The organism is Paenibacillus nanensis (genome assembly GCF_003583765.1).
In the GTDB taxonomy this organism is placed as follows: Bacteria; Bacillota; Bacilli; order Paenibacillales; family Paenibacillaceae; genus Pristimantibacillus; species Pristimantibacillus nanensis.
Genome location: NZ_QXQA01000009.1, coordinates 99,769 through 125,262, shown reverse-complemented (window position 1 = coordinate 125,262; position 25,494 = coordinate 99,769). Strand labels below are relative to the sequence as shown.

Here is a 25,494-nt window from a genome sequence, read left to right as displayed (position 1 = left end):
CATTTCCGATAGGTTAAAATGGTAAAAACGACGTTGCCCGAAGGGAGCAAACCGTGTGACCTCATTTCAAAGAGGGCAGCTTGAGCGCATTCGCTTGCATGTGCTGCCGACGAAACGATTCAAAACGTTTGCGATTTCATTGTTTGCCGGCGTGCCTTTAAATGAAGAGAAGGTTACGCCTATCGCGCTTATTCCTTTTGTGCTGCGCAGGGGGACAGCCAAGACGCCTGAAACGATCGCATTTCGGGAGAAGCTGGATGATTTGTACGGCGCAGGCTTTGGTTTCGACGTATATAAACGAGGCGATTCGCAGATTGTGCAATTTCGCATGGACGTCATAAACGATCAGTTCGTTTCTTCGGACCAGTCGCTTCTTGCGGCATCCATTTCATTTTTAGGCGACGCGCTGACAGACCCATGCCTCGAAAACGGCGGGTTCCGTGCGAAGTATGTAGAGGCGGAGAAGGCGACGCTACGTAAACGGCTGGAAGCGATCGTGAACGATAAGATCCGCTATGCGGCGGAAAGATGTATCGAAGAGATGTGCGCGGATGAGCCTTACCGTCTGCATCCGCTTGGACGCCTCGCCGATATTGACGGCATTACGCCCGAATCGTTATACCGCCAATACGAGGAATGGCTGCAAAGCGCGGCGCTCGACCTGTATGTTGTAGGCGACACTTCGCTGGAGGAAGTGACGCAGCTGGTCGAAAAGGCGTTTAAGCTGAAGCCGGGCGCTCCTGCCAGCTATGTTCGTCCGAAGGTCGATGTTCCGGTCCGCGACGTCAAGGTCGTTGTCGACAAAATGGACGTCAGCCAAGGCAAGCTCAACATGGGGCTGCGGACAGGAATCAGCTACGACGATAAGCTGTATCCTGCTGTGTTAATGTATAACGGCATATTAGGCGGTTATCCGCATTCGAAGCTGTTCATTAATGTGCGCGAGAAGGAGAGCCTGGCTTATTACGCCGCTTCCCGACTCGACGGGCACAAAGGGATTTGCACGATTCAATCGGGCATTGAATTCGCCAATTACGAGAAGGCGGTCGCAATCATTAAAGAGCAGCTGGAAAGCATGAAGCAGGGGCAGTTGTCGGAGCTCGAAATGAATCAGACGAAAGCGATGATATCCGGGCATCTGAGAGAGCTGCAGGATTCCGCGTACGAGATGCTCTCCTATGACTTCAACAGCGTTCTGACAGGGAATGTCAGAACCTCCGCCGAGCTGCTGGAGCAAGTGCAGGCTGTCACGCCGGCGGAAATTACGGAGGTCGCCAAGCGCGTGCAGCTCGATACGATCTATTTCCTGCGTGACCGGAAGGAGGCTTAACCGTGGAAACGTTAAAATATCCGAAGGTGCAAGAAACGTTATACCGCGAAGTGCTGGATAACGGTCTTGAAGTGATCGTGCTTCCGAAGGAAGGCTTCCAGAAGACGTATGCGACCTTTTCAACGAAATACGGCTCCGTCGATAACGTTTTTGCCGTAGGCGACGAGGAAGCGAAGCGCGTTCCCGACGGCATCGCGCATTTCCTGGAGCACAAAATGTTCGAGGAGCCGGAAGGCGATATCTTTGCGGTTTTTGCCTCCCAAGGAGCAAGCGCAAACGCGTATACAACGTTCGACAGAACCGTTTATCTGTTCTCCGCAACCGAAAAGATCCGCGAAAACTTAACGACGTTAATCGACTTTGTGCAAAGGCCATATTTTACGGACGCCAACGTGGACAAAGAAAAGGGCATCATCGAGCAAGAAATCAATATGTACCGGGATAATGCGGATTGGCGCGTCTATTTCGGGCTGATCGACGCCTTGTACCATAAACATCCCGTTCATATTGATATTGCGGGGACGGTGGAATCGATCTACCAGATCGACAAAGAAACGCTCTATCGCTGCTACGAAACGTTTTACCATCCGTCCAATATGCTCTTGTTTGTTGTGGGCGGCGTAAACGCTGAAGAAATTATGCAGTTGGTCCGCGACAATCAGAAGGCGAAGACCTTTAAGCCGCAGGGCGAAATTAAACGGTTTTTCGATGAGGAGCCGACAAGCGTCAAAATTCCGCGCAAGGTGTCGCAGCTTCCCGTTTCTTTGCCGAAATGCATGCTGGGCTTTAAGGAGAAGCGGGTTGGTCTCGAAGGCGCGGAGCAGCTGAAGAACGAAGTGACAACTAAGCTGATGCTTGACGCGCTGGTCGGTCCGAGCTCTAAGCTGTACCAGTCGCTCTACGAGCGCAGCCTCATCTCCGACTCCTTCGGGCATGAATACAATTCAAGCAGGGATTACGCCTTCTCTGTTCTTGGCGGCGATACGCCCGATCCCGACGCATTGATCGAAGGACTGCGCGAGGGGATAACGGAAGCGATTACCAAAGGCATCGACCAGCAGACGTTCGAACGGTCCAAACGCAAAAAAATCGGCAGCTACCTGCGCATGCTGAACTCCCCCGAATCGATTGCGGGCGAATTTACCCGTTACCGGTTCCGCGACAGCGACATGTTTGATGTCTTGAACTTCTATGAGGCTTGCACGCTGGATGAAGTGAACGCAAGGCTCCGCGAGCATTTCGATTTCAATCAGCTTGCCGTATCCATTGTGGAGAAAACAAACGCAAGCGAATGAAGACGCTTCAAGAGACGACAGTATTAATTACCGGGGGGAGCCGCGGAATAGGCGCCGCAATTGCCAAACGTTTTGCCGCGGAAAGGGTTAATATTGTCATTCATTATTTAGAATCGCATGAGCACGCGAATGAAACGGCCAGGATGTGTATGGCTCTAGGCGCCAATGTCATGACGATTTCGGCGGATCTCCGCTCGAGCGATCAGCTCAAGCGGATGCGGGATAAACTGGACAGTCACGGCATCTACCCGGATATTCTGGTCAATAACGGAGGAATATCGCATTACGGAATGCTGGCCGACGTGACGGAGCAGGAATGGGATGACGTCATGGCGGTTAATTTGAAAGGCATGTTTTTATGCACGCAGCTGTTCATGCCTTATATGATCGGACAGAAGTACGGCCGGATCATTAACGTATCCTCCGTATGGGGGATGTCCGGCGCTTCATGCGAGGTGCTGTATTCGACGACCAAAGGCGGGATGAACGCATTCACGAAGGCGCTGGCCAAGGAGCTGGCGCCCTCCGGCGTGACCGTTAACGCCGTGGCGCCGGGCGTCGTCGATACGCTCATGATGAGCGGCTTTAATTCGGAGGAGAAAGCGGCGCTGGAGCAGGAAATACCGGCCGGCCGCTTCGGCTCCGCCGATGAAATCGCGTCGCTTGTGTACTTCTTGTCTTTGCCGGAGTCCTCATACATAACCGGACAAATTATAAGCCCGAACGGCGGTTGGCATACTTAAGCCTCGAGCATCATTTTTGTTTTAAGGTATAAACGTTCGTTAAAGTGCGCAAAATAACGACTGTTGATGATTCTTTTCAACACCAATTTAGGAGGCGAAGAGGCATGTCAACTGTCCTTACCAACTTCGAAACATGGAAGCATTTTTTGAAGGACCGCGTAGCGCAAGGCAAGAACATGGGGCTTACGGAAGAGACGATTACGAATCTGGCCTTTGAGATCGGTTCTTTCCTTGACGAGAAAGTGGATCCGAAAAATGAAGAAGAGCGTGTTTTGAAGCAGCTTTGGGACGTAGGGGACCAAGAAGACCGGAAGACAATCTCAAAGCTGATGGTCAAGCTTGTCGAAAAAGCGTAGCACTTATAACGAGCAGGGAAGCCTCCTTTCGCGGAGGCTTTTCTGCAATGTTTTGATCTTTGCAGGATTGTGACGAAATTTGTAGAATACAAGAAGATGGAAAACGAATGCAAACGCACACTTGATTTTTGCCCTTATCCTATTTATCATTCAAGTTTAGGACGGTGACAGCATTGGAAACGAAGCAATGGTACATGGAATACAAAATACATAAGAACCGCCCCGGACTGCTTGGTGATATCGCTTCATTGCTCGGCATGCTCGAAGTGAATATTATGACCATTAACGGCGTCGAGGATCGGACGCGCGGCATGCTGCTGCAAACCAACGATGACGAGAAGATAGAATTGCTCGGAAAGATGCTTCAGAAGGTTGATAACATTACCGTGAATAAGCTCCGTACGCCTACGATTGTCGATATTCTCGCAGTGCGCCACGGCCGATATATTGAAAGAGATTCCGATGATCGGAAGACGTTCCGTTTTGTTAGGGACGAGCTTGGACTTCTTGTCGATTTCCTAGGAGAAGTGTTTAAACGCGAAGGCAATCATGTTATTGGTTTGAGGGGGATGCCGCGCGTAGGAAAGACGGAATCGATTATCGCGGGAAGCGTCTGCTCGAATAAGCGCTGGACCTTCGTCTCATCGACGCTGCTGCGCCAAACTGTCCGCAGTCAGCTGTCGGAGGAAGAGATGGATCCCAACAACATTTTTATTATAGACGGAATCGTCAGTACCATACGCTCGAACGAGAGGCATCACTCGCTTCTGCAGGAGATTATGGCAATGCCTTCCACGAAGGTGATAGAACACCCCGATATCTTTATCAAAGAGTCTCATTACGACTACAGCCATTTCGATATTATCGTGGAGCTGCGGAATACGCCGGATGAAGAAATTACATATGAGTCGTTTACTGCCAACTATTCGGATGATTTCTAAACCTACGGGGAAGGAGGCTTATCATGTCTGATTTGGGCGCTTTGCTTCGCAAGGCAAGAGAAGAGAGGGGGTATTCCCTCGACGATATCCAGGAACTTACGAAAATTCGGAAACGGTATTTGGAAGCGATTGAATCTGGCGATCACAGCGTGCTGCCGGGGTCCTTCTATGTGCGCGCGTTCGTAAAAAACTACTCCGAGGCAGTCGGCCTTGATCCGGATGAAGTATTGCGGCTTTATCAGCATGAAGTGCCGGCGCCTGCGGTCGAGCAAACGTCGGAGCCGCTCCCCGTGCGCAAGCCGAGACGAATGAAATCGCAAGGCTCGGATCGGCTTGGGAAAATCGGGTTTAGCCTCGTCATGTGGTGCTTCCTTATTCTGATCGTTGTGCTAGTGTGGTATTTCTATTTCAACAAGGAATCCGGGACACCCGACAAAGCGGACGATACCAATATTACGGACAATGCGCAGACGCCGCCGCCTACGGAGGATACGCCTAGCCAAGCTCCGGCAACGGCTACGCCGACTCCTACCCCGACTCCTCCGCCGACAACGGTTACGTTCAGCAGCAAGGTTGGCCAGGCGGATAAGTACGATATAGGTCCAGCCGGAGCTCAGCATAAGGTTGAGCTGAAGGTTGTAGGCGGCCGGAACTGGGTGGAAGTACGCTCGGGGAACTCCCGCGGGGAAAAGCTGTATTACGCGAACGCTGAGGACGGTGCCGTTCAAACCTATGATCTGACCGGGCCTATTTACATTAACGTAGGACGGGCGGATTTTACGGAGATTACGATTAACGGCGTTCCCGTACCGGACGGCGACCGTTCAAGCTCCAAAAAGCTGCTACTGAATCCGCTGGCTGCCGGTGATGAAGGTACGGCTGCGTCAACTCCGCCGCCGTCGGCGACGGCTCCGGGTTCGATTACCAGCGAATAAGGAATGGAATGATTTGAAGTAAAGGAGAGAGGATTATGAGTTCAGAAAGCTCGTTCGATATCGTGTCGAAGGTGGATATGCAGGAGCTGTCTAATGCGATTACGCAGGCCGAACGTGAAATCGAGACGCGTTTTGACTTCAAAGGCAGCAAGAGCAGTATTGCTCTTGAGAAGGAAGAACTGGTCGTCGGATCCGACGACGAGTATAAGCTGAAAAGTGTCATTGACATTTTGCAATCCAAAATGATCAAGCGCGGAGTCCCCATCAAAAATATGGATTACGGCAAGATTGAAGGGGCATCGGGCGGGACTGTCAGACAGCGGATTAAGCTGAGGCAAGGCATTGAGCAGGATGTCGCCAAAAAGATCAACACGCTCATTCGTGATTCCAAGCTCAAAGTAAAAAGCCAAATTCAAGGCGATCAAATTCGAGTAACGGGGAAAAGCCGCGACGATCTGCAGGCGGTAATCGCCTTGCTTCGCGGAGCGGATCTGCCTGTGGAGCTGCAATTTACGAATTATCGGTAATGCCGGGAACACAGGATAGAAGGGATTTGAATTACATACATGACAGAACGAGTGAAGGTTGTTACGTTAGGCTGTGAGAAAAACCTAGTCGATTCCGAAATTATGTCGGGATTGATTCATGAACGCGGCTATCGATTGGTGGATGAGCCGGATGAAGCGACAGTCATCATTGTGAATACTTGCGGTTTTATCGATGCGGCCAAAGAAGAGTCGGTAAATACGATTTTGGAAATGGCGGATTTGAAGGAAACGGGACGACTGAAAGCGTTGATCGTTTCGGGCTGTCTAACGCAGCGGTATAAGCAGCAGCTCATGGAGGAGATGCCGGAAATCGACGGCGTCGTCGGAACAGGCGACTTCCATAACATTAATGACATTGTCGATGAAGCGCTGCGCGGGAAGAAGCCGATCCGTGTCGGCAATCCCGTCTTTAACTATGAGCAGCAGCTTCCTCGACTAGTGACGACCCCGCGCTATACGGCTTACGTAAAAATCGCGGAAGGCTGCGATAACGCATGTACGTTTTGCAGCATTCCGATGATGAGGGGCAGCTTCCGCAGCCGCTCGATCGAATCGATCGTCGCGGAGGTGCAAGGGCTTGCCGCTCAAGGCGTGAAGGAGATCAGCCTGATTGCGCAGGACTCCACAAATTATGGAACCGATCTGTATGACCGGTTTATGCTTCCTGAGCTGCTTAATCGCGTCAGCGAGGTGGAAGGCATCGCATGGGTGAGGCTGCATTACGCTTATCCGGGATTTTTTACGGATGAGCTCATTGAAACGATTGCAGCCAATCCGAAAATTTGCAAATACATCGATATGCCGCTGCAGCACAGCGAGGACAGCATCTTGAAACGGATGCGCAGACCGGGCCGCCAGCGCGATACGCGCGAGCTGGTCGCCAAAATCCGGGCTGCCATTCCTGATGTGGCGCTTCGCACAAGCTTAATCGTCGGCTTCCCGGGCGAGACGGAAGAGGATTTCGAGAATTTATGCGAGTTCGTCAAAGAAATGAAGTTCGACCGTTTAGGCGTATTCGCTTACTCCAGCGAAGAAGGCACGCCGGCCGTACGGCTGCCGAACCATGTCCCGGATGACGTAAAGGAGTGGCGAGTTAATACGCTGATGGAGATCCAACGTCAGGTGTCGCGAGACAACAGCAGTAAGTATATCGGCAAAGAAATTGACGTGCTGGTGGAGCGTTACGACGGCCGCAGCGATGTGTATATCGGCAGATCCATGTACGACGCGCCTGAAATCGACGGCGAAGTGTTTATTTCAAATTGCCGTACGGAGATCGGTTCGATCCAGAAGGTGCGCGTTACGCACGCATACGAATTCGATCTGTCCGGGGAGGGAATTTCGTGAATTTACCGAACAAAATTACGCTAGCAAGGATATTCCTAGTCCCTGTCATCATGTTTTTTCTGTTAATCAAAATGGATCTGGGCTCACTTAGCTTCTCGGATTTTGAAATTACCTATAATCAGATCATCGCTGCTGTAATTTTTATAATCGCGGCAAGCACAGACGGTCTGGACGGCTATATTGCCCGCAAGAACAAAATTGTAACGAATCTCGGCAAGCTTCTTGATCCGCTTGCGGATAAGCTGCTTGTTGCGGCTGTCCTCATCTCTCTCGTAGAAATGGACAAGCTGAACGCGCTTATCGCCATCATTATCATTAGCCGCGAGTTTGCGGTGACTGGCCTGCGTCAAATCGCGCTTCTCGAGGGGTCCGTTATGGCGGCGAGCGCTTGGGGCAAGTGGAAAACAGCGATCCAAATTACGATGATCATTGCACTTTTGCTTAACAATTTTCCGTTTGCGCTGATCGATTTCCCTTTTGATGTGATCGCAAGCTGGGTTGCCGCGGCGATTACGGTTTATTCCGGCATTGATTATTTCGTCAAGAATAAACATTTAATACCGGTTGAGTAATTTTGCTTGAAAAGGTTAGAAGCACTTTCCCGTGTGCGGGGGGGTGCTTTTGCTGTCATTTGTCAGGAGATGGAGAAAGGAGCAATTCACATGAAAGCTGAAATTATTGCGGTCGGAACCGAGCTGTTGTTAGGGCAGATTGTCAATACGAATGCGCAGGCCATCTCTCAGAAGCTGGCGGAATTGGGCATCGACGTCTACTTTCAAACGGTAGTCGGCGATAACGCGGCTCGGCTGCGCCAAGCAATCGAGATCGGCAGAAGCAGAGCCGACCTTCTATTATTTACAGGCGGGCTTGGGCCGACGCAGGATGATTTGACGAAGGATGTGCTCGCCGATTATTTGAACCGGAAGCTGATTCTTCATGAGCCTTCGATGAAGACGATTGAAGAGCTGTTCACGTCGCGGGGCATGGCGATGGTCGAGAGCAACCGGAGACAAGCGCTTATGATCGAAGGATCAGAGGCTCTTCATAATGCGACGGGGCTAGCGGTCGGGAACGCGCTTAAGGCGGATGGCACCTTGTACATGCTGCTTCCGGGTCCTCCGAAGGAGATGAAGCCGATGCTGGAAGGACCGGGCCAGGAGTGGCTGCGCTCCATGCTGGGCGATGAAAAGCCGCTTTTCTCCAGGCTTCTGAAGTTCGCCGGCATCGGGGAATCCAATCTGGAGGCGAAGCTGCTGGATCTGATAGACGGGCAGCATGATCCGACGATCGCGCCGTACGCCAAGGAAGGCGAGGTTTCGATTCGCGTATCCACCAAAGCGGCCAACGCGGAAGAGGCGAATGCAAAAATCGATGCGACCGTGGATCTCATCCGCGCTAGAGTCGGCGAGCATCTATACGCGCAGGAGGACATACCGATCGAGGAGCAGATCGTGAAGCTTCTAAGACGCTCAAGACGGCGTCTGGCATCCGCCGAAAGCATAAGCGGGGGGTTGTTCGCAGAGCTTGTGACGAACGTGCCAGGAAGCAGCGGCGAGTTCGCAGGAGGCGTTGTGACCTATACGAACGCGATGAAGAACAAGCTGCTCGGCATTCCGATGTCGCAGCTTGAAGGACCGGACGCGCCTGGGGCGATCAGCGAATCGACAGCGAAGCTGATGGCGGAGAATGTCCGCCTAATCGCGGATGCCGATTTCGGCGTATCGCTGACCGGGGTTGCGGGACCGGCGGAAGCGGAGGGCAAGCCGGTAGGTCTCGTCTATTTTGCAATCGCGGAGAAAGGAAAAGAGACGGTTGTTCATACGGCCACGCTAAGCGGTGGCCGCTCCATCATAAGACTGCGGGCGGTAAAAGCGGCGATGTACCGGTTGTGGCAGGCGCTTAAGGAATAGGAAAAAATACGTATTTGCTGTTGTCAAATGGTAGGCCCAGCGTTATAATAGAACCTAGTGATCGGAAGAACCGTGGCGAAGAGTACTTTGCTGCGGTTTTTTTACGTCTACGGGCCTAAGGAGGAATGGAACCAGGAAAAATAGCGAATGTGTGTTCGAAAAAAGTGTTGGCAACCTGCCGGAAATAAGGTATCATACAAATATAAATCGTAAAGGGATGTGAGTAGGTTGGCGGATCGTCGCGCAGCTTTGGATAATGCTCTTCGTCAAATCGAGAAGCAATTTGGCAAGGGCTCCATTATGAAATTAGGGGAATCAACACACATGCAAGTTGAGACCGTTCCGAGCGGCTCGCTTGCTCTAGATATCGCGCTTGGCATCGGCGGATTGCCAAGAGGCAGAGTAATCGAAGTGTATGGACCGGAATCCTCCGGTAAGACGACGGTCGCACTGCATGCGATCGCAGAAGTGCAGCGTATCGGCGGACAAGCTGCGTTTATCGATGCGGAGCATGCGCTGGATCCGCTGTATGCGAGCAAGCTTGGCGTCAACATCGACGAGCTGCTGCTCTCGCAGCCGGACACGGGCGAGCAAGCGCTTGAAATCGCGGAAGCGCTCGTGCGCAGCGGCGCGGTAGACATTATTGTTGTCGACTCCGTTGCTGCACTGGTGCCGAAAGCGGAGATCGAAGGCGACATGGGCGACTCGCACGTCGGTTTGCAAGCGCGTTTGATGTCTCAGGCGCTCCGGAAGCTTTCCGGCGCGATCGCGAAGTCGAAGACGATCGCAATCTTTATTAACCAGCTGCGCGAGAAGGTCGGCGTGATGTTCGGCAATCCGGAGACTACGCCAGGCGGCCGCGCTTTGAAGTTCTATTCCAGCGTACGTCTGGATGTGCGCCGCGTAGAGACGCTGAAGCAAGGCAATGACATGGTCGGCAACCGCACACGCATTAAGGTTGTGAAGAATAAAGTTGCGCCTCCGTTCAAGCAAGCTGAAATTGACATTATGTACGGCGAGGGCATTTCCAGGGAAGGCAGCTTGATCGATATCGGCGTTGAGATGGATATCGTGCAGAAGAGCGGCGCTTGGTTCTCGTTCGACGGCGAGCGTTTGGGACAAGGCCGTGAGAATGCGAAGCAATACTTGAAGGATAATAAAGAAATTGCGGGTAAAATCGAAAAACAAATTCGTGACGCAAGCAATTTGTCCGCTACTGCTTCGCAAGCGAACTTCTCCGCTGATGAAGACGAAGATGAAGACGAATTGGATTTCGAGCTCGAATAATAATGGAACCATCATCGCCGCTCCCGCCGGGAGCGGCGACGTTTTTTTGACCGCGAAGTTAAGGAAGTTATTAGTGCTGAAGCTAAGCGTTAGAGGATTACGAGGGAAGCGGTGAAACCGGTGAATGAACAACTTTCCAATGATTCAGTGGAATGGGAGATTCGGTCTGTAAAGCGTGACGGGAAAGAGAAGCGCCGTTATTTAATCTTTACGGAGGGCGAAGAGCCGGTCCTGTCCGTGCATGAAGATATTATGATCCGTTTCCGATTAATGAAGGGACAGACGATTACGCCCGCGCAAGCAGCCGAAATACGCAATGAGGATGAGCGGTATCAGGGGTATGTGCTGGCTGTCGCTTACCTTGGCGCGAAGCCAAGAACGCGGAAAGCGATCGCGCAGTATTTGGCTCGGAAGGGATTAATGGAAGAAAACGTCGAATATGCGCTGAACCGTTTAGAATCGGAGCGACTTGTTGATGATGAACAATATGCGCGCCAATTTGCCGTAAGCCGCCTTAGAAGCGGATTAAAAGGAAGGCTCATGATTAGACAGGAGCTGCAGCAGAGGGGCGTGCCGAAGCAAGCTGCGGCGGAAGCGTTGTCCGAGCTGGACCGAGACAGCGAATTAATCGCGGCCAAGCGGCTTGCAGAGAAAAAAAGCCGTTCGTTAAAGGGCGATTTAAAACAGAAAAAAACGAAGCTGATGTCTTTTTTAATGCGCAGAGGATTTCCTGGAGACATTGTCCGCGAAGCGATGAAGGGGATTGAGTGGAGCGGCGGCGATGAGCGGGAAGGCGAGGATCATGGCGATTGGCTTGACAACTGATTTTAGGTAAAGCTAAAATGATTGTGTATTCCTTCACATTTTTTGAATCGATTTTTCTTCCAAAAGTTGATTCGAAACGATTTTTTTCGTCAAAATGAAACATGTTGAAACGGTATGGAACCGGTTGAAAACCAAATAACATCCCAAGCAATGCCTTGGTGTATGCAACAAGGAGGTGAACAAGATGGAAGTGAGCATCTGGATCTTGATTCTGGTTTGCATCCTTGTTGGCGCAATTTTCTTTGGGATTGGTTATTTTACTCGAAGGTCGATTGCCGAAGCGAAAATTTCGAGTGCTGAGCAAGCTGCAGTTCAAATCGTGGAAAACGCGAAAAAGGACGCGGAGGCGCAGAAAAAAGAGATTGTTCTCGAGGCGAAAGACGAAGTCCACAAACTACGTGCGGAAGCTGAGAAGGACACCCGTGAGCGGCGCAACGAGATACAACGTCTAGAAAGACGCCTGCTACAGAAGGAAGAGTCGCTGGATAAGAAATTGGAAGCGCTAGAACGCAAAGAAGAAACTGTAGCCAACAAGGAGAAAAGAATCGAAGAAACACAGGAACAGATTGATTCGATTTACAAGCAGCAGCTTAGCGAGCTTGAACGTATTTCAAGCTTGACAATGGAAGAAGCGAAAACGATCATTTTGACCAATGTCGAGCAGGAAGTGCGTCATGAAACTGCACAAATGATTAAAGAGATCGAGCAACAAGCGAAGGAAGAAGCCGACAAGAAAGCGCGCGATATTATTTCACTCGCGATCCAACGTTGCGCGGCCGATCATGTGGCAGAGACGACGGTATCCGTCGTAACGCTGCCTAATGAAGAAATGAAGGGCCGCATTATTGGTCGTGAAGGACGTAATATCCGAGCGCTTGAAACTTTGACCGGTATCGATCTCATTATTGACGATACACCGGAAGCGGTCATTTTGTCAGGCTTTGACCCGATTAGACGCGAAATTGCCCGTACTTCCCTTGAGAAGCTGGTTGCGGACGGCCGCATTCACCCTGCGCGAATCGAAGAAATGGTCGAGAAATCCCGCAAGGAAATCGACGAGCGCGTTCGTGAATACGGTGAACAAGCAACTTTCGAGGTTGGCGTTCATGGATTGCATCCGGATTTGATCAAAATTCTTGGACGATTGAAGTATCGGACAAGCTATGGTCAAAACGTCCTGAAGCATTCGATGGAGGTCGCATATCTGACAGGCCTAATGGCGGCGGAGCTGGGCGAGGATATTACGCTGGCGAAGCGAGCAGGTCTGCTGCATGATATCGGCAAAGCGCTTGACCATGAAGTGGAAGGCTCCCATGTTGAGATTGGCGTTGAGCTCGCCAAGAAATACAAGGAGCATCCGGTCGTCATTAACAGTATCGCATCGCATCACGGCGATACGGAAGCAACATCCGTTATCGCGATGCTGGTCGGCGCGGCAGACGCATTGTCCGCAGCGCGTCCAGGCGCACGCCGTGAGACGCTGGAGACGTACATCAAACGTCTCGAGAAGCTGGAAGCTATAACGGAATCGTTCGACGGCGTCGAAAAATCCTATGCGATCCAAGCGGGCCGCGAGGTGCGCGTTATGGTTCAGCCGGAGAAAATCGACGATACGGAAGCGTTCCGTCTTGCTCGCGACATCACGAAGAAGATCGAGAGTGAACTTGATTATCCGGGACATATTAAAGTTACGGTTATTCGTGAGACAAGAGCAGTGGAATACGCCAAATAATGTTCATAAGCAATATGGAAAAGTGGCTGCTCGTCAGCCACTTTTCTGCATTGCGGCGTACAAATGGATACATAAGAGAAAGGGAAGAAGCAATGAACGTATTATTTATCGGCGATATCGTCGGAAATGTAGGCCGCAGCGCGCTAAAGCAGGTATTGCCCGCATTGCGGGATAAATATAAGCCGCATATCATTATTGTAAATGGAGAAAACGCCGCAGCGGGAAGAGGCATTACCCGTAATATCGCCCGAGAGTTTTTTGAGTGGGGTGTGAACGGCATTACGATGGGCAACCATACGTGGGACAACAAAGATATTTTTGAGTGGATCGATGAAGAACCGCGTATCGTAAGACCGGCTAACTTCTCAGCCGAAGCGCCGGGTCAAGGCATGGCTATTATTAAGGCGAACGGCAAGCAGCTTGCCATTGTCAATCTGCAAGGGCGGGCGTTCCTGCCGCCGATCGACTGCCCGTTCCGCAAGGCGGACGAGCTGATCGAAGAAGCGCAGCAATCGACCAAAGCGATATTGGTCGACTTCCACGCGGAGGCGACCTCGGAAAAAATCGCGATGGGATGGTATTTGGACGGACGCGCATCGATCGTGCTTGGCACGCATACGCATGTGCAAACGAATGACGATACGATTTTGCCGGGTGGAACGGCCTATTTGACCGATGTCGGAATGGTCGGCTCCAAAGAAGGCGTTCTCGGGATGGAGAAGGGCGCCGTCTTGCATAAGTTTTTGACCCAGCTTCCCTCGCGCTTTGTCGTAGATGAAGGCAAATGGCATCTGCATGGTCTTTCGGTTGAAATTGATGAAGCGACAGGCAAAGCGCTAAAGCTGACCAAAATTCGTCTTACGGAAGATGAATGGCTGCTCATGTAAGGATAGGATAAACTGCTCGCAATGAGCAGTTTTTTTGCTATAAAGATTCAGAACATTCAGAACAGCGCGTGAAGTTGAATGGATAAAAGCAGGAATCTTTCTCCTTTCCTCGAATAGTATTTTAGAAGTGGAATCCATCCAACATTCTAGGGGAGGTACTTTTTATGGACGTATTAAAGGTATCAGCGAAGTCCAATCCAAATTCAGTTGCAGGCGCGCTGGCTGGCGTTCTGCGCGAACGAGGAGGCGCTGAACTGCAAGCCATTGGCGCAGGAGCGCTTAATCAAGCCATCAAGGCAGTTGCAATCGCACGCGGATTCGTCGCTCCTAGCGGTGTGGATCTCATTTGCATCCCGGCATTTACCGACATTGTGATTGACGGAGAGGATCGTACAGCGATTAAATTAATTGTTGAGCCAAGGTGATGGGCTTTGGCCTAACGATAAGGCATCGATGACTAGCCTGTTTACCAAGTAGACAGGTTTTTTGCTTTGCCATGATAGCTGCGGAGGTGAAGGTGAAGCATGAGAATTGTTGATTTCCATTGCGACGCTTTAAGCAAGCTGCTGAGGGATGAGGAGCTTACTTTCGAAGGCAATAAACCGGGCGCGCTTGACGTGACCTACGGAAAGCTTCGCGAGAGCGGAACGCTGCTTCAAGCCTTTGCGGTCTATATTTCAACCAGCAGGGCGGATGAGCAGCAGATCGATCCGATTCTAGAGAGTATCGACCTATTTTATGAGAAAGTGCTGACGCTGCCGGATATGCGGCTCGTTCGAAGCGCTGCAGATTTGGAAGCGTGTATAGCGGATGGTAAAACCGGAGCGCTTTTGTCGCTTGAAGGGATAAAGGGGCTGCAAGGCAGGGAGTCGATGCTTCGTATTTTGTACCGGTTAGGCGTGCGGGCAGCCGGATTCACCTGGAACGACGCGAACTGGTCGGCAGACGGCGTTATGGAGCCGCGCGGCGGGGGACTAACCGCAAAAGGCGCCGAGTTCGTACGAGCATGCAACGAGCTTGGGATCATCATCGACGTATCCCATATGTCGGAGCGGGCGTTCTGGGATACGGCCGGATTATCGTCGAAGCCGATTATTGCGTCTCACTCCAATGCGCAAGCCCTTTGCGCCCATCCGCGGAATCTTACCGATTTGCAGATTAGAGCCATTATCGAGTGCGGCGGCTTGATCGGCATTACATATGTTCCGTATTTTGTGCGGTCAGACGGCGGCGCAACGATAGACGATGTGCTCGCTCATATCGATCATATCTGTTCGTTAGGCGGGGAAAACCATTTGATGCTGGGCTCGGATTTCGACGGGATTGAGCGGTATGTGGAGTCGCTTACTCACCCCGGACAAGTGGAGATGCTTCGGGAAGCGATGCTGCGGAGGTTTTCGGAGCCCTTAACCGAACGTATTCTGTCCGGCAACGCGGTCGCATTTCTGAAGAATAATCTCCCTGCGGAGTGACCGGATTTCCGATCTCGGTTCGATATTGGATTCATCGAAAGAAACTATGCTTTTTATAAGCGTTTACATCTTGCAAAACGGGAAATCCAAACATAAAATTGTTGTGACTCTTAACAATTCTATTATATAATGCACACAGTTGTCGAAATTCATGCACCTTTTTGGAGCAGAGGAGATGGGCATTTTGATAAGTCAATTGTCTTGGAAGATTGGCGGTCAGCAAGGTGAAGGCGTAGAGAGCACCGACCGAATTTTTTCCACAGCACTTAACCGACTCGGTTATTATTTATATGGATACCGTCATTTTTCCTCCCGTATTAAAGGCGGTCACACCAACAACAAAATCCGAATCAGCACGAAGCCGATCCGGGCAATTTCCGATGATTTGGACATTCTGGTCGCGTTCGACCAAGAAAGCATCGATCTGAACGCTCATGAGCTTCGTAAAGGCGGCGTCATCGTTGCGGATGCGAAGTTCGACCCGTCTGTTCCTGAAGGAATTGACGCTAGGCTGTTCCCTGTGCCGATTACGAAGCTGGCCGAGGAGCTTGGCACGTCGCTGATGAAAAACATGGTGGCCTCAGGCGCGTCCTGGGCGCTGCTTGGCCTGCCGCTCGAAGTGTTCAATAAAGCGGTAGAGGAAGAATTCGGCCGCAAAGGTCCTGCCATCGTTGAAAAAAATATTGAGGCCGTAAAGCGCGGCGCAGACTTCGTGCTTGAGCTGGCCGGCGGGCCATTGGACGAATTCAAGCTGGAGGAAGCGGACGGCAAGCAGAAGCTGTTCATGATCGGCAACGAAGCGATCGGTCTTGGCAGCATTGCGGCCGGATGCCGGTTGATGTCGGCGTACCCGATTACTCCTGCTTCCGAGATTATGGAATACTTAATCAAAAAGCTGCCGAAGTTCGGCGGAACCGTCATTCAGACGGAGGATGAAATCGCGGCTGTTACGATGGCGATCGGCGCGAACTATGCCGGCGTGCGGACGATGACGGCATCCGCGGGTCCCGGCTTGTCCTTAATGATGGAAGCGATCGGACTTGCGGGCATGACCGAGACGCCGCTTGTTATCGTGAATACGCAGCGCGGCGGTCCGTCAACCGGCCTGCCGACGAAGCAGGAGCAATCCGACCTCAACGCAATGGTATACGGAACGCATGGCGAAATTCCGAAAATCGTCATCGCGCCGGCCTCAATCGAAGATTGCTTCTACGATATGATCGAAGCGTTTAACCTTTCGGAACAATATCAAGTGCCGGTCATCGTAATGACGGATTTGCAGCTGTCGCTTGGCAAGCAGTCCTGCGAGCCGCTTGATTACAGCAAAATCCAAATCGCGCGCGGCAAGCTGGTTCAAGATGCGCCAGCGCTTGAAGGCGCCGAATTGTTCAAACGATACGAATTTACCGAGGATGGCGTGTCGCCTCGCGTGCTCCCTGGCGAAAAAGGCGGTCTGCACCATGTTACCGGCGTCGAGCATGACGAAGTGGGACGTCCTTCCGAGAGCGCGGTAAACCGGCGCCGCATGATGGATAAGCGGCTGAAAAAGCTGAATGCGCTGGAAATACGGGACGCGCTTCGTATCGACGCTCCAATTGAAAAACCGGATTTACTTATAATTGGAATGGGCTCGACCGGCGGCACCATTGATGCGGCAAGAGAAAGGCTGAAGCAGGACGGCATTTCCAGCAATCATATCACCATTCGTCAAATTCATCCGTTCCCGGCCGATGCGCTGAAGCCTTACCTGGAAGCCGCAAAAAAAGTGATCGTTATTGAAAATAACGCAACCGCCCAGCTGGCGGGTCAAATTAAAATGTACGCCGGCAATTCGGAAAAAATCGAAAGCCTGTTGAAATACGACGGCAATCCGTTCCTTCCGCTTGAAATCTATAAAGCATGCAAGGAGATGAGCTAAGAGATGGCAACGTTCAAAGAGTTTCGTAACAATGTTAAGCCGAACTGGTGCCCCGGCTGCGGAGATTTCTCCATCCAAGCCGCGATTCAACGCGCTGCGGCGAATGTCGGACTTGAGCCAGAGCAGCTGGCTGTCATCTCCGGTATCGGCTGTTCTGGACGGATCTCCGGTTATATTAACGCATACGGCTTTCACGGGATTCACGGCCGCGCGCTGCCAATCGCGCAAGGCGTTAAGCTTGCGAACCGCGAGCTGACCGTCATCGCATCCGGCGGCGACGGCGACGGCTTCGCGATCGGAATGGGGCATACGGTTCATGCCATCCGCCGTAACTTGAACATTACGTATATCGTAATGGATAACCAAATTTACGGTTTGACGAAAGGTCAGACATCGCCTCGCAGCGCGGAAGGCTTCAAAACGAAGTCGACGCCTGAAGGCTCGATCGAGACTACGTTGTCGCCTCTCGAAATCGCCATGTCCGCAGGCGCCACATTCGTAGCGCAGTCATTCTCCAGCGATTTGAAGGGATTAACGAGCTTAATCGAGCAGGGCATCAAGCATGAGGGCTTCTCGTTAATTAACGTGTTCAGCCCATGCGTGACGTTCAACAAAATTAACACCTATGACTGGTTCAAGGAAAACATCGTAAGCCTTGACCAATTCCCGGATTACGATCCGTCGGATCGCGTAGCGGCAATGAACAAAATTATGGAAACAAACGGTATGCTGACCGGCCTCATCTATCAAAATACAACCCGCAAGTCTTACGAGGACATGATCGTAGGCTTCAAGCCGGAGGCGCTGGCGAAACAGGATCTGGCCCTTACACAGGAGCAGTTCGATCAGCTTGTTTCCGAATTTAAATAAATGCTATGATAAGCATACGGCAGCTAGCCGTATGCTTTCTTTGCCTTGTATAGAATATTTGTAAATGGAGAGTGCAGCAACATGAGCAAGCAAGTACCAGTAGGTGTTTCAGCAAGACATATACATTTGTCGGAAGAGCATGTACGCATTTTGTTCGGCGAGGGGGCTTCTTTAACCGAGATGAAGCCGTTATCCCAACCCGGCCAATTCGCGGCGAATGAAACCGTAGCCGTCGTAGGTCCAAAGGGTTCCTTCGGCAAGGTTCGCATTCTCGGACCTGTCCGTAAACGGACGCAGCTTGAAATTTCGCGCACTGACGCGTTTGCGTTGGGCGTAAACGCGCCGGTTCGCGAGTCCGGCGACATCGCCGGCTCCGCGGGAATTACGATCCAAGGCCCGGCGGGCGAGGTTGTCATCGAAGAAGGCGTCATCGTCGCGGCCCGCCATATCCATTTCCATACGAGCGATGCCGAGCGCTTCGGCGTGGCGGATAAGCAGAAGCTGCGCGTTCGCGTAGGCGGCGAAAGAGGCGTCGTGTTCGAAAATGTAATCGCGCGCGTGCACGAGACCTATGCGCTCGATATGCATATCGACACAGACGAAGCGAATGCAGCCGGCGTCAAAACCGGTGACATGGCCGAGATTGTGGAATAGCAAGACTGAATGAGGCGATGCGGCACAGTCCGCATTGCCTTTTTTGTTGGGCGGCAAGAACGTTCGAATGTTAAGCGGCCGGTTGTTTCGATAGGAAGACATTTGTTCCGCATACGGATGGATTAGGCGAAGCGGGTGTGGTATAATTTTGTATTGTTATCCTTTTAAGTTTTCATAGATGATGCTAACGGATCCAGCATAAAGGAAGTGAATCAGAATGAATAAAGAGACTCCGGACGCGGCCAGCCAGAAGGCCGGCAAAAGCGAAAAGGACTATTCCAAATATTTTGACTTCAGCGACGCGAAAATTTTAAAAGAAGAGGACGGCGTTACGACGCTTCGGATTAAAGGCCGTAACATTCAGCTGAGCTCCGCGCCTTCCTACAAGGACGAGAAAAAACGAGGCAAAGAGGAAATCCAGGTCCATTACGACTTCACGATCCCGGAAGAGCTTCGCACGATGGGGATCGGCAAGCGCTATCTGATCCAGACGTACGGCTGCCAAATGAACGAGCATGATACCGAAGTGATGAAGGGTATGTTCGAGGAGATGGGCTATACGGCGACGGAGAACCGGAAGGAAGCGGATGTGATCCTTCTGAACACGTGCGCGATCCGTGAAAACGCGGAGGACAAAGTATTCGGCGAGCTCGGCCACCTGAAGGTGCTAAAGACGGAGAAGCCGGATTTGCTGCTTGGCGTTTGCGGCTGCATGTCGCAGGAAGAGTCTGTCGTTGGACGGATCATGCAGAAGCACGCATTCGTCGATATGATATTCGGCACCCATAACATTCACCGGCTGCCCCAGCTGCTGCAGAACGCCTACTTCAGCAAAGAGATGGTCGTCGAGGTATGGTCGAAGGAAGGCGACATCATCGAGAATATGCCGAAGAAGCGCGAAGGCATGCGGGCATGGGTTAATATTATGTACGGCTGCGATAAGTTTTGCACGTACTGCATCGTTCCATACACGCGCGGCAAGGAGCGCAGCCGCCGTCCGGAGGACGTCATTGCCGAGGTGCGCGAGCTGGCGCGTCAGGGCTATAAGGAAGTGACGCTGCTCGGGCAGAACGTTAACGCGTACGGCAAAGACTTCGAGGATATCGAATACCGGTTCGGCGACTTAATGAACGACATGTCCAAGATCGATATTCCGCGCATCCGGTTTACGACGAGCCATCCGCGGGACTTCGACGATCATTTGATCGAAGTGCTTTCTAAACGAGGCAATTTGGTTGAGCACATCCATCTGCCGGTGCAATCGGGCAGTACGGAAGTGCTGAAGCGGATGAGCCGCAAATATACGAGAGAGACGTTCCTTGACCTGGTGGCGCGGATCAAAAAGGCGATTCCGGATGTTGTGCTGACATCAGATATTATCGTCGGTTTCCCTGGCGAGACGGACGAGCAGTTTGAAGAAACGCTGACGCTTGTGAAGGAAGTCGGTTTCCACTCGGCGTTTACGTTTATTTATTCGCCGCGCGAGGGCACTCCGGCCGCAGGCATGGAGGATAACGTGCCGATGGAGACGAAGAAACGGCGTTTGCAGCGTCTTAACAATTTGCTTGCAGAAATCGGCCGCGAGAAAAACGACGAGATGCTGGGACAAGTTGTTGAAGTGCTGATCGAAGGCGAAAGCAAAAACAACGCGAACGTGCTGTCCGGCCGCACTCGGACGAATAAGCTTGTCCACATGCAAGGGCCGAAGGAATGGATCGGCCAGTTCATTCAAGCAAGAGTTACGGAAACGCAAACCTGGTATATCAAAGCAGAGCCGGTACAAGCGGCCTTAGATGAAGCCGTAAGTTAACGGCATAGAGGAGCGATTTAGAAATGGCAGAGCAACATAATCACGAGCACGGCGTAGCTTGTATGCATCATGGCGGAGAAAACGATATTCCTTCCTTCCATACCCGCGATCTGATCGTGAAGGAAGACATTATGAAGAAGGCGAAGGAGCTGGCCGAGGTTATTTATAACTCCGACGAGGTTCAGCACTACCGCCGCGCGGAGAAGCAGATTAACAGCAACGAACGCGTACAAGCGCTGATTAATCAAATTAAGAAAAAGCAGAAGGAAGTTGTCGCGTTCGAAACGACGTTCAAAAATGCGGACATGGTGAAAAAGATCGAAGGAGAGATGGAAGCTCTTCAAGACGAGCTCGACAATATTCCGATCGTCACCGAGTTCCAGCAGAGCCAGGCCGACATTAACTACTTGCTGCAGCTGGTTGTTACCGTTATTCGCGATACGGTATCCGACCGTATTAACGTTGAGAACGCCAACGAGCCCGCTCCGGAAAATTGCAGCGACTAGCATGAAGAAATGCCCGTAAGCGCGAAGCTTACGGGCATTATTTCGTAAGGGGATTAACTTCCGACAGGCGCTGCGGCTTGCGCCGAAGATTTGGCATGCGAAGACCTCAGCTGTCTGATGTATCCTTGCAGGGAAAGGGTAACGACAACGGCGACTGCCGATTTGACGGCATCGCCGGGCAGGTACGGGTAGAAGCCTGCTACTAACGCCTTGTTAAGCGGCAATTCGGTTACGTGCATCATCCAAGGCACGCCTGGGATATAAGAAAGAAGCGAGCCGAACAATTCAAAGACGATAAATAGAAGCAGGGCAGCGGTCCATTTGCTCCGCCATAAGCCCTCGCTGCGAAGGAGCCGATTCATAGCTAGGCTGATCAAGAGGGCGCAGAACGGGAAGGCGAATATAAAGCCGCCGGTCGCGCCGATCAGATGAGAGATGCCGCCTTTGCCGCCGAAGACGGGCAGGCCGAACGCCGCGAGTACGATCACGATCCATATACTGGAGAACGCTTGGCCGGGCCGAAGAAAAACGCCCGCTAATATAACGGCTAAAGTCTGGAATGTGATCGGAACGGCAGATGCTGTAATTCGAAGCTGTATGATGCTGAAGACAATAAATAGTGCTGCGAATAGAGCGGTGAATACGATTGAACGAATGTTGACGGTTTGCATCGAAACGACTCCTTTATCCAGTTGCAAAATTATTGTTAACCATTTAGGATAAAATTAGGTTAACAAATCGAATTGTAGCATAGCCTGTTTGGTATGGGAAGAGGTTTGGAGGAATATTTTTGCTGGGGAACTTTGAATTGGAGTTGGACGAGGTATCGGTAACGCCGCCCGTGACGGATGGTTCTGCGGCCATGATATTGAAGCCGCTCTCGCTGCGTATCCGGGAAGGCGAATGGATCACGATCGTTGGAGCTAACGGCAGCGGGAAAAGCACATTACTGAAGGTAATGGCAGGCATGCCCATGAAAGGCGTCGGCGGGAACATATCGCGGCACGGCCTTAGGCCTGAGGCTGACAGCGGCGCAATCCCGATCGTGCTGCAGCAGCCCGAGGCCGGCATTATCGGGGCAACGCCATGGGAGGATGTCGTCGCGATGCTTGAACGAAGCGGATTTGAGGAGCGAGCTATTATTAGCGCTGCAGAGCAGGCTCTAAGCGAAGTGGGGCTGGGCGGCCGAATGCGCCAGAAGGTGGAGACGCTGTCCGGCGGGCAAAAGCAATTGACTGCCATTGCGGCTTGTTTGGCTGCTCGTGCGCCGGCTTTGCTGCTTGATGAAGTAACGGCGATGCTGGATCCGGCGATGTCGCTGGAAGTGCTGCACACGGTACGGGGGCTGCACAAGGCGGGAACAACCGTAGTTTGGACAACGCAGCGGATGGAGGAGCTTCGGGCCGAAGATCGGGTGCTTGTCCTGGATTCCGGCGAGGTCGTATTCGAAGGAACTGCGGAGAGTTTGTTCCAACGCGGAAACGATGGCAGCGGCGGACGGAATCAAAGCGCGGCGGAGAGGCTGGGCCTAGAGGCGCCGTATTCGATTCGGGTCGCGTGGGAGTTGAAAGGGCAAGGTGTAGAGCTGGACGAGCTGCCGTTCACGCCGGAGCAGCTTGCGGAGGCGGTGATGCGCTATGCCGGCTGACTGGAAGCTGACGAATGTTACGGTGTGCGCGGAAGACGACAAAAACAGGTTACTGCTCGCTATGATTAACCTTACCTTCGAGCCAGGAAACATTACGCTTCTTATCGGACGTAACGGTGCGGGAAAGTCGACGCTGCTGGAGACGATGGCCGGACTTCGCAAGCTCCAAACAGGCAGCATCTCGATCGGCGGGGAGCCGCTTTGGCTTCCGAAGCGGAACAAGAAGCTGAACCGCAGCGCGCTGCTCCGTTTCGGGCTGGCGATGCAGCAGTCGGACGCGCAGTGGTTTGCGCAGACAGCGCGTGAGGAGCTGTTGTATTCGATGAGGCCGTATAAGCTGCCGGAAGAAGAGACGGAGCGCCGAATGCTGGCGGCGCTCGACGTAACGGGGCTCCAGCCGGCTCTGCTGGAGCGCGATCCTTGGACGCTGAGCGGCGGCCAGCAGCGAAGGCTGGCTCTCGCCTGTCTGCTCGCGTGCGAGCCGGACTGGCTGCTGCTCGATGAGCCGACGGCGGGGCTGGACGCCGCCGGCACAAGCCGCCTATGCGCGATTCTCGAAGCGCATAAGGCGGCGGGGCGCGGAGCGGTCGTGGCAACGCACGACCTCGACGCGCTGCTTCCGCTCGCGGACGCCGTCATCGTGGTTGACGATGGCGCCGTCCGCGAAGCGGCACCGGCAGAGGCGGCGCGCGAGCTCGCCTCTGCGGCGCCGCAGGCGCTGCGCGCGCAGGCTCTGCTGCGCGAGAGGGCGGCTTTGCCGCCGGAGGGCCCCGCTACGCGCAGCGGCGGGGCGTTGTGGCCGGAGCCGCGCGAGCTGGCGGCGGCCATTGCGGGCGGTCTCGCGGCACGGGGCGGCCGGCTTTACGCGCATGCGCCGCATGCCGGCCGGATGAGCGCGGGTGCCTTGCGTGCGCAACAGCCGGCTGCAAAGGCATCAGCGAGCGCACGAACTGAGCAACAGACTGAAGGAACGAGATCTCTTGAGCCGTCTCGCGCTGCACCGGCTTGGGGCAACAAGCTGTCCGAGCCGCAGCAGCGGACATTGGATGCGAAACAAAGCCGCTGGCTCCGGCCGGACCGCTTTGATCCCCGGGCGCTCGTCCTGGCGTATTTCCTGCTGACCGCTTGTACGCTCACGCTTGGCGGCATGGGGCAAATGGCGCTGGCCGCATGCGTTGCGGCGGCCGTTATCGCCCCAACGCTGCCGCTCATTCGAAAATGGTTGTCTGTGTTTAGAGCTTTTGCCATCGTAACCGTTATTCTTGCTCTCATCGCCGGTATTTCATTAACGCCATTAACCTTCGACTGGTCGAAGGCGGAGCCGACGACGGTGAAACTGTTCCAGCTCATGGTCATCATGGCGTTTGGAATGCCGATGCTGGAGCTTATGACGCCGCTGCGACTGCAAAGAGCCATCCAGCAAACCTTCGGCTGGACGGCTCGTTTCGGACTGCCTATTCATGCGGTCGGACTGCTCATTACGATTATTTTCCGCTTTATTCCGTTGCTTGCGCGGGAGTGGGGGCGTTTTGCCAAGCTCGCATCCGCAAGAGGGAAATCGGGTTCGCGGCTTGGCGCCGTCCCTATTACGATGCTTCGGTCGGTGTTTATCCCGTACATCCGCGCCATTCTCCGGCTGGCGGAAGGGATGGCCGACGCGCTGGAGGCGAGAGGGTACGGCAGCATGCCCGTCAAGCCGACTTATGGCTTCCGCCTTGCTTTCGGCAAAGCGGATGCGGGGCTGCTCGCGATTGCCGTCACCGGCAGCTTTCTTCTTCTTCTGATCGGCTGCTTTGTTACAATCTAGTTAGGAGTACCAGCTATTGCGCTCAACCATTCATCAACTTTTCCGGACCATAATCCTTCCGGATCGGCAAGCAGCGTGGACCAGCCGCTTGCAGCGCCTTGCTCAAGATTGGATGGCTGATCGTCGATAAACAAGATACGGCTGTTTGCGGGAAGCTGCGAGCCGACATGCTCGAACAGCTCCCGCTGCGGCTTCCGTAAGCCGACGGCGCTTGATATCGTCACGGTACGAAGAAACGGGCGCACATCCTGCAAAATCGGTTCCACCCATGCCGACAAATGATTGCTCAAAATGTGAATATCCGCCGCAAGACTCCATTTCTCCAATAAGCGAATGGCCGGCAGCGGCTGCAAACTTTCCTTTAAGTACGCCTTTCCCTGCTCTTCGCTTAATCCCTTGGCAGCCCGACATAACCAGTCCCAAAAGGCCGCTTCCGTTATGCCGCCTGTCCACAGCATCTTGCTTTGTTCCTCTTTATATTTGCGGTACAAGGGCTCGGCTTTCTGATTGGAATGGGCAGCGACAAGCTCCCAAAAAACAGGCGATAGATTGGTAGCAAGCACGCCTCCGATATCGAAGACAAGCTGTGGCTTGCCCGAGCCTTCCTCAATATGATCAATCGTTGAATAACTCCGCTTCATTTTATAACCACCTTATCCTCGATTCGAATCTT

At 52.8% G+C, this 25,494-nt stretch carries 25 protein-coding genes; 23 read left to right on the top strand and 2 right to left on the bottom strand.

All coding sequences use genetic code 11. The features are described 5' to 3' along the window. Window positions 1-55 precede the first annotated feature (55 nt). The 21 genes from yfmF to D3P08_RS15105 all read left to right on the top strand — a co-directional run bounded on the left by yfmF (window position 56) and on the right by D3P08_RS15105 (window position 21,366). Window positions 56-1,330, top strand: coding sequence for an EF-P 5-aminopentanol modification-associated protein YfmF (gene yfmF, locus D3P08_RS15205; protein WP_119600548.1), 1,275 nt, complete (start codon window positions 56-58; stop codon window positions 1,328-1,330). 2 nt (window positions 1,331-1,332) lie between these two features. Next, a complete protein-coding gene (gene yfmH, locus D3P08_RS15200) occupies window positions 1,333-2,625 on the top strand; it encodes an EF-P 5-aminopentanol modification-associated protein YfmH (RefSeq protein ID WP_119600547.1) in 1,293 nt (430 codons plus the stop codon). After that, the gene (ymfI, locus tag D3P08_RS15195) at window positions 2,622-3,368 is read left to right on the top strand and encodes an elongation factor P 5-aminopentanone reductase (RefSeq protein ID WP_119600546.1); all 747 of its coding nucleotides are present in this window, start codon (window positions 2,622-2,624) and stop codon (window positions 3,366-3,368) included. The genes yfmH and ymfI overlap by 4 nt, the downstream gene beginning before the upstream one ends. Window positions 3,369-3,472: 104 nt before the next feature. Then, window positions 3,473-3,724 (top strand): DUF3243 domain-containing protein, encoded by a 252-nt coding sequence (locus tag D3P08_RS15190; RefSeq protein WP_119600545.1) that lies wholly within the window; start codon window positions 3,473-3,475, stop codon window positions 3,722-3,724. 173 nt (window positions 3,725-3,897) lie between these two features. Continuing rightward, window positions 3,898-4,665 carry a DUF3388 domain-containing protein gene (locus D3P08_RS15185; RefSeq protein WP_119600544.1) on the top strand — a complete coding sequence of 256 codons (768 nt, stop codon included), beginning with the start codon at window positions 3,898-3,900 and terminating at the stop codon, window positions 4,663-4,665. A gap of 23 nt (window positions 4,666-4,688) precedes the next feature. Continuing rightward, window positions 4,689-5,600 carry a helix-turn-helix domain-containing protein gene (locus D3P08_RS15180; RefSeq protein WP_119600543.1) on the top strand — a complete coding sequence of 304 codons (912 nt, stop codon included), beginning with the start codon at window positions 4,689-4,691 and terminating at the stop codon, window positions 5,598-5,600. Between the two features lie 35 nt (window positions 5,601-5,635). Beyond that, window positions 5,636-6,127, top strand: a complete 492-nt coding sequence (locus tag D3P08_RS15175) for a YajQ family cyclic di-GMP-binding protein (RefSeq protein WP_119600542.1) — start codon at window positions 5,636-5,638, stop codon at window positions 6,125-6,127. Between the two features lie 39 nt (window positions 6,128-6,166). Next, on the top strand, window positions 6,167-7,495 hold the full coding sequence (rimO, locus tag D3P08_RS15170) for a 30S ribosomal protein S12 methylthiotransferase RimO (RefSeq protein ID WP_119600541.1): 1,329 nt from the start codon (window positions 6,167-6,169) through the stop codon (window positions 7,493-7,495). After that, window positions 7,492-8,067: a CDP-diacylglycerol--glycerol-3-phosphate 3-phosphatidyltransferase gene (gene pgsA / locus D3P08_RS15165; protein ID WP_119600540.1), complete on the top strand. Its 576-nt coding sequence runs from the start codon at window positions 7,492-7,494 to the stop codon at window positions 8,065-8,067. Before rimO ends, pgsA begins: the two co-directional genes overlap by 4 nt. Before the next feature lie 90 nt (window positions 8,068-8,157). Next, window positions 8,158-9,405: a competence/damage-inducible protein A gene (locus D3P08_RS15160; RefSeq protein ID WP_119600539.1), complete on the top strand. Its 1,248-nt coding sequence runs from the start codon at window positions 8,158-8,160 to the stop codon at window positions 9,403-9,405. A gap of 228 nt (window positions 9,406-9,633) precedes the next feature. Next, window positions 9,634-10,692 (top strand): recombinase RecA, encoded by a 1,059-nt coding sequence (recA, locus tag D3P08_RS15155; protein ID WP_119600538.1) that lies wholly within the window; start codon window positions 9,634-9,636, stop codon window positions 10,690-10,692. Between the two features lie 120 nt (window positions 10,693-10,812). Further along, window positions 10,813-11,517 carry a RecX family transcriptional regulator gene (locus D3P08_RS15150; RefSeq protein ID WP_240647552.1) on the top strand — a complete coding sequence of 235 codons (705 nt, stop codon included), beginning with the start codon at window positions 10,813-10,815 and terminating at the stop codon, window positions 11,515-11,517. 184 nt (window positions 11,518-11,701) lie between these two features. Next, the gene (gene rny / locus D3P08_RS15145; protein WP_119600537.1) at window positions 11,702-13,249 is read left to right on the top strand and encodes a ribonuclease Y; all 1,548 of its coding nucleotides are present in this window, start codon (window positions 11,702-11,704) and stop codon (window positions 13,247-13,249) included. 92 nt (window positions 13,250-13,341) lie between these two features. Further along, a complete protein-coding gene (locus tag D3P08_RS15140; protein WP_119600666.1) occupies window positions 13,342-14,136 on the top strand; it encodes a TIGR00282 family metallophosphoesterase in 795 nt (264 codons plus the stop codon). A gap of 164 nt (window positions 14,137-14,300) precedes the next feature. Continuing rightward, window positions 14,301-14,561, top strand: coding sequence for a stage V sporulation protein S (locus D3P08_RS15135; protein ID WP_006036664.1), 261 nt, complete (start codon window positions 14,301-14,303; stop codon window positions 14,559-14,561). A gap of 99 nt (window positions 14,562-14,660) precedes the next feature. Then, window positions 14,661-15,608, top strand: a complete 948-nt coding sequence (locus D3P08_RS15130) for a dipeptidase (RefSeq protein WP_119600536.1) — start codon at window positions 14,661-14,663, stop codon at window positions 15,606-15,608. A 184-nt stretch (window positions 15,609-15,792) separates the two neighbouring features. Next, on the top strand, window positions 15,793-17,526 hold the full coding sequence (locus D3P08_RS15125) for a 2-oxoacid:acceptor oxidoreductase subunit alpha (protein ID WP_119600665.1): 1,734 nt from the start codon (window positions 15,793-15,795) through the stop codon (window positions 17,524-17,526). A gap of 3 nt (window positions 17,527-17,529) precedes the next feature. Beyond that, entirely contained in the window at window positions 17,530-18,396 is an 867-nt protein-coding gene (locus D3P08_RS15120) for a 2-oxoacid:ferredoxin oxidoreductase subunit beta (RefSeq protein WP_119600535.1), read from the top strand. An 81-nt stretch (window positions 18,397-18,477) separates the two neighbouring features. Beyond that, window positions 18,478-19,050 carry a phosphate propanoyltransferase gene (pduL, locus tag D3P08_RS15115; RefSeq protein WP_119600534.1) on the top strand — a complete coding sequence of 191 codons (573 nt, stop codon included), beginning with the start codon at window positions 18,478-18,480 and terminating at the stop codon, window positions 19,048-19,050. 217 nt (window positions 19,051-19,267) lie between these two features. Continuing rightward, window positions 19,268-20,860 carry a tRNA (N6-isopentenyl adenosine(37)-C2)-methylthiotransferase MiaB gene (miaB, locus tag D3P08_RS15110; protein ID WP_119600533.1) on the top strand — a complete coding sequence of 531 codons (1,593 nt, stop codon included), beginning with the start codon at window positions 19,268-19,270 and terminating at the stop codon, window positions 20,858-20,860. A gap of 23 nt (window positions 20,861-20,883) precedes the next feature. Next, complete coding sequence (locus D3P08_RS15105; RefSeq protein ID WP_119600532.1) at window positions 20,884-21,366, top strand: YlbF/YmcA family competence regulator; 483 nt, start codon at window positions 20,884-20,886, stop codon at window positions 21,364-21,366. 53 nt (window positions 21,367-21,419) lie between these two features. Here D3P08_RS15105 and D3P08_RS15100 read toward each other — a convergent pair whose 3' ends face one another. Next, window positions 21,420-22,037, bottom strand: a complete 618-nt coding sequence (locus D3P08_RS15100; RefSeq protein WP_119600531.1) for a biotin transporter BioY — start codon at window positions 22,035-22,037, stop codon at window positions 21,420-21,422. Window positions 22,038-22,156: 119 nt separating this feature from the next. Between D3P08_RS15100 and D3P08_RS15095 the strand changes: the two genes are divergently transcribed. Both D3P08_RS15095 and D3P08_RS15090 read left to right on the top strand, forming a co-directional pair. Continuing rightward, window positions 22,157-23,014 carry an energy-coupling factor ABC transporter ATP-binding protein gene (locus D3P08_RS15095; RefSeq protein ID WP_119600530.1) on the top strand — a complete coding sequence of 286 codons (858 nt, stop codon included), beginning with the start codon at window positions 22,157-22,159 and terminating at the stop codon, window positions 23,012-23,014. Next, the gene (locus D3P08_RS15090; protein WP_119600529.1) at window positions 23,004-24,821 is read left to right on the top strand and encodes an ATP-binding cassette domain-containing protein; all 1,818 of its coding nucleotides are present in this window, start codon (window positions 23,004-23,006) and stop codon (window positions 24,819-24,821) included. Before D3P08_RS15095 ends, D3P08_RS15090 begins: the two co-directional genes overlap by 11 nt. On the opposite strand, the gene D3P08_RS15085 is transcribed toward D3P08_RS15090, so the two are convergent. Beyond that, window positions 24,818-25,462, bottom strand: a complete 645-nt coding sequence (locus D3P08_RS15085; protein WP_119600528.1) for an HAD family hydrolase — start codon at window positions 25,460-25,462, stop codon at window positions 24,818-24,820. The genes D3P08_RS15090 and D3P08_RS15085 overlap by 4 nt on opposite strands. Window positions 25,463-25,494 lie beyond the last annotated feature (32 nt).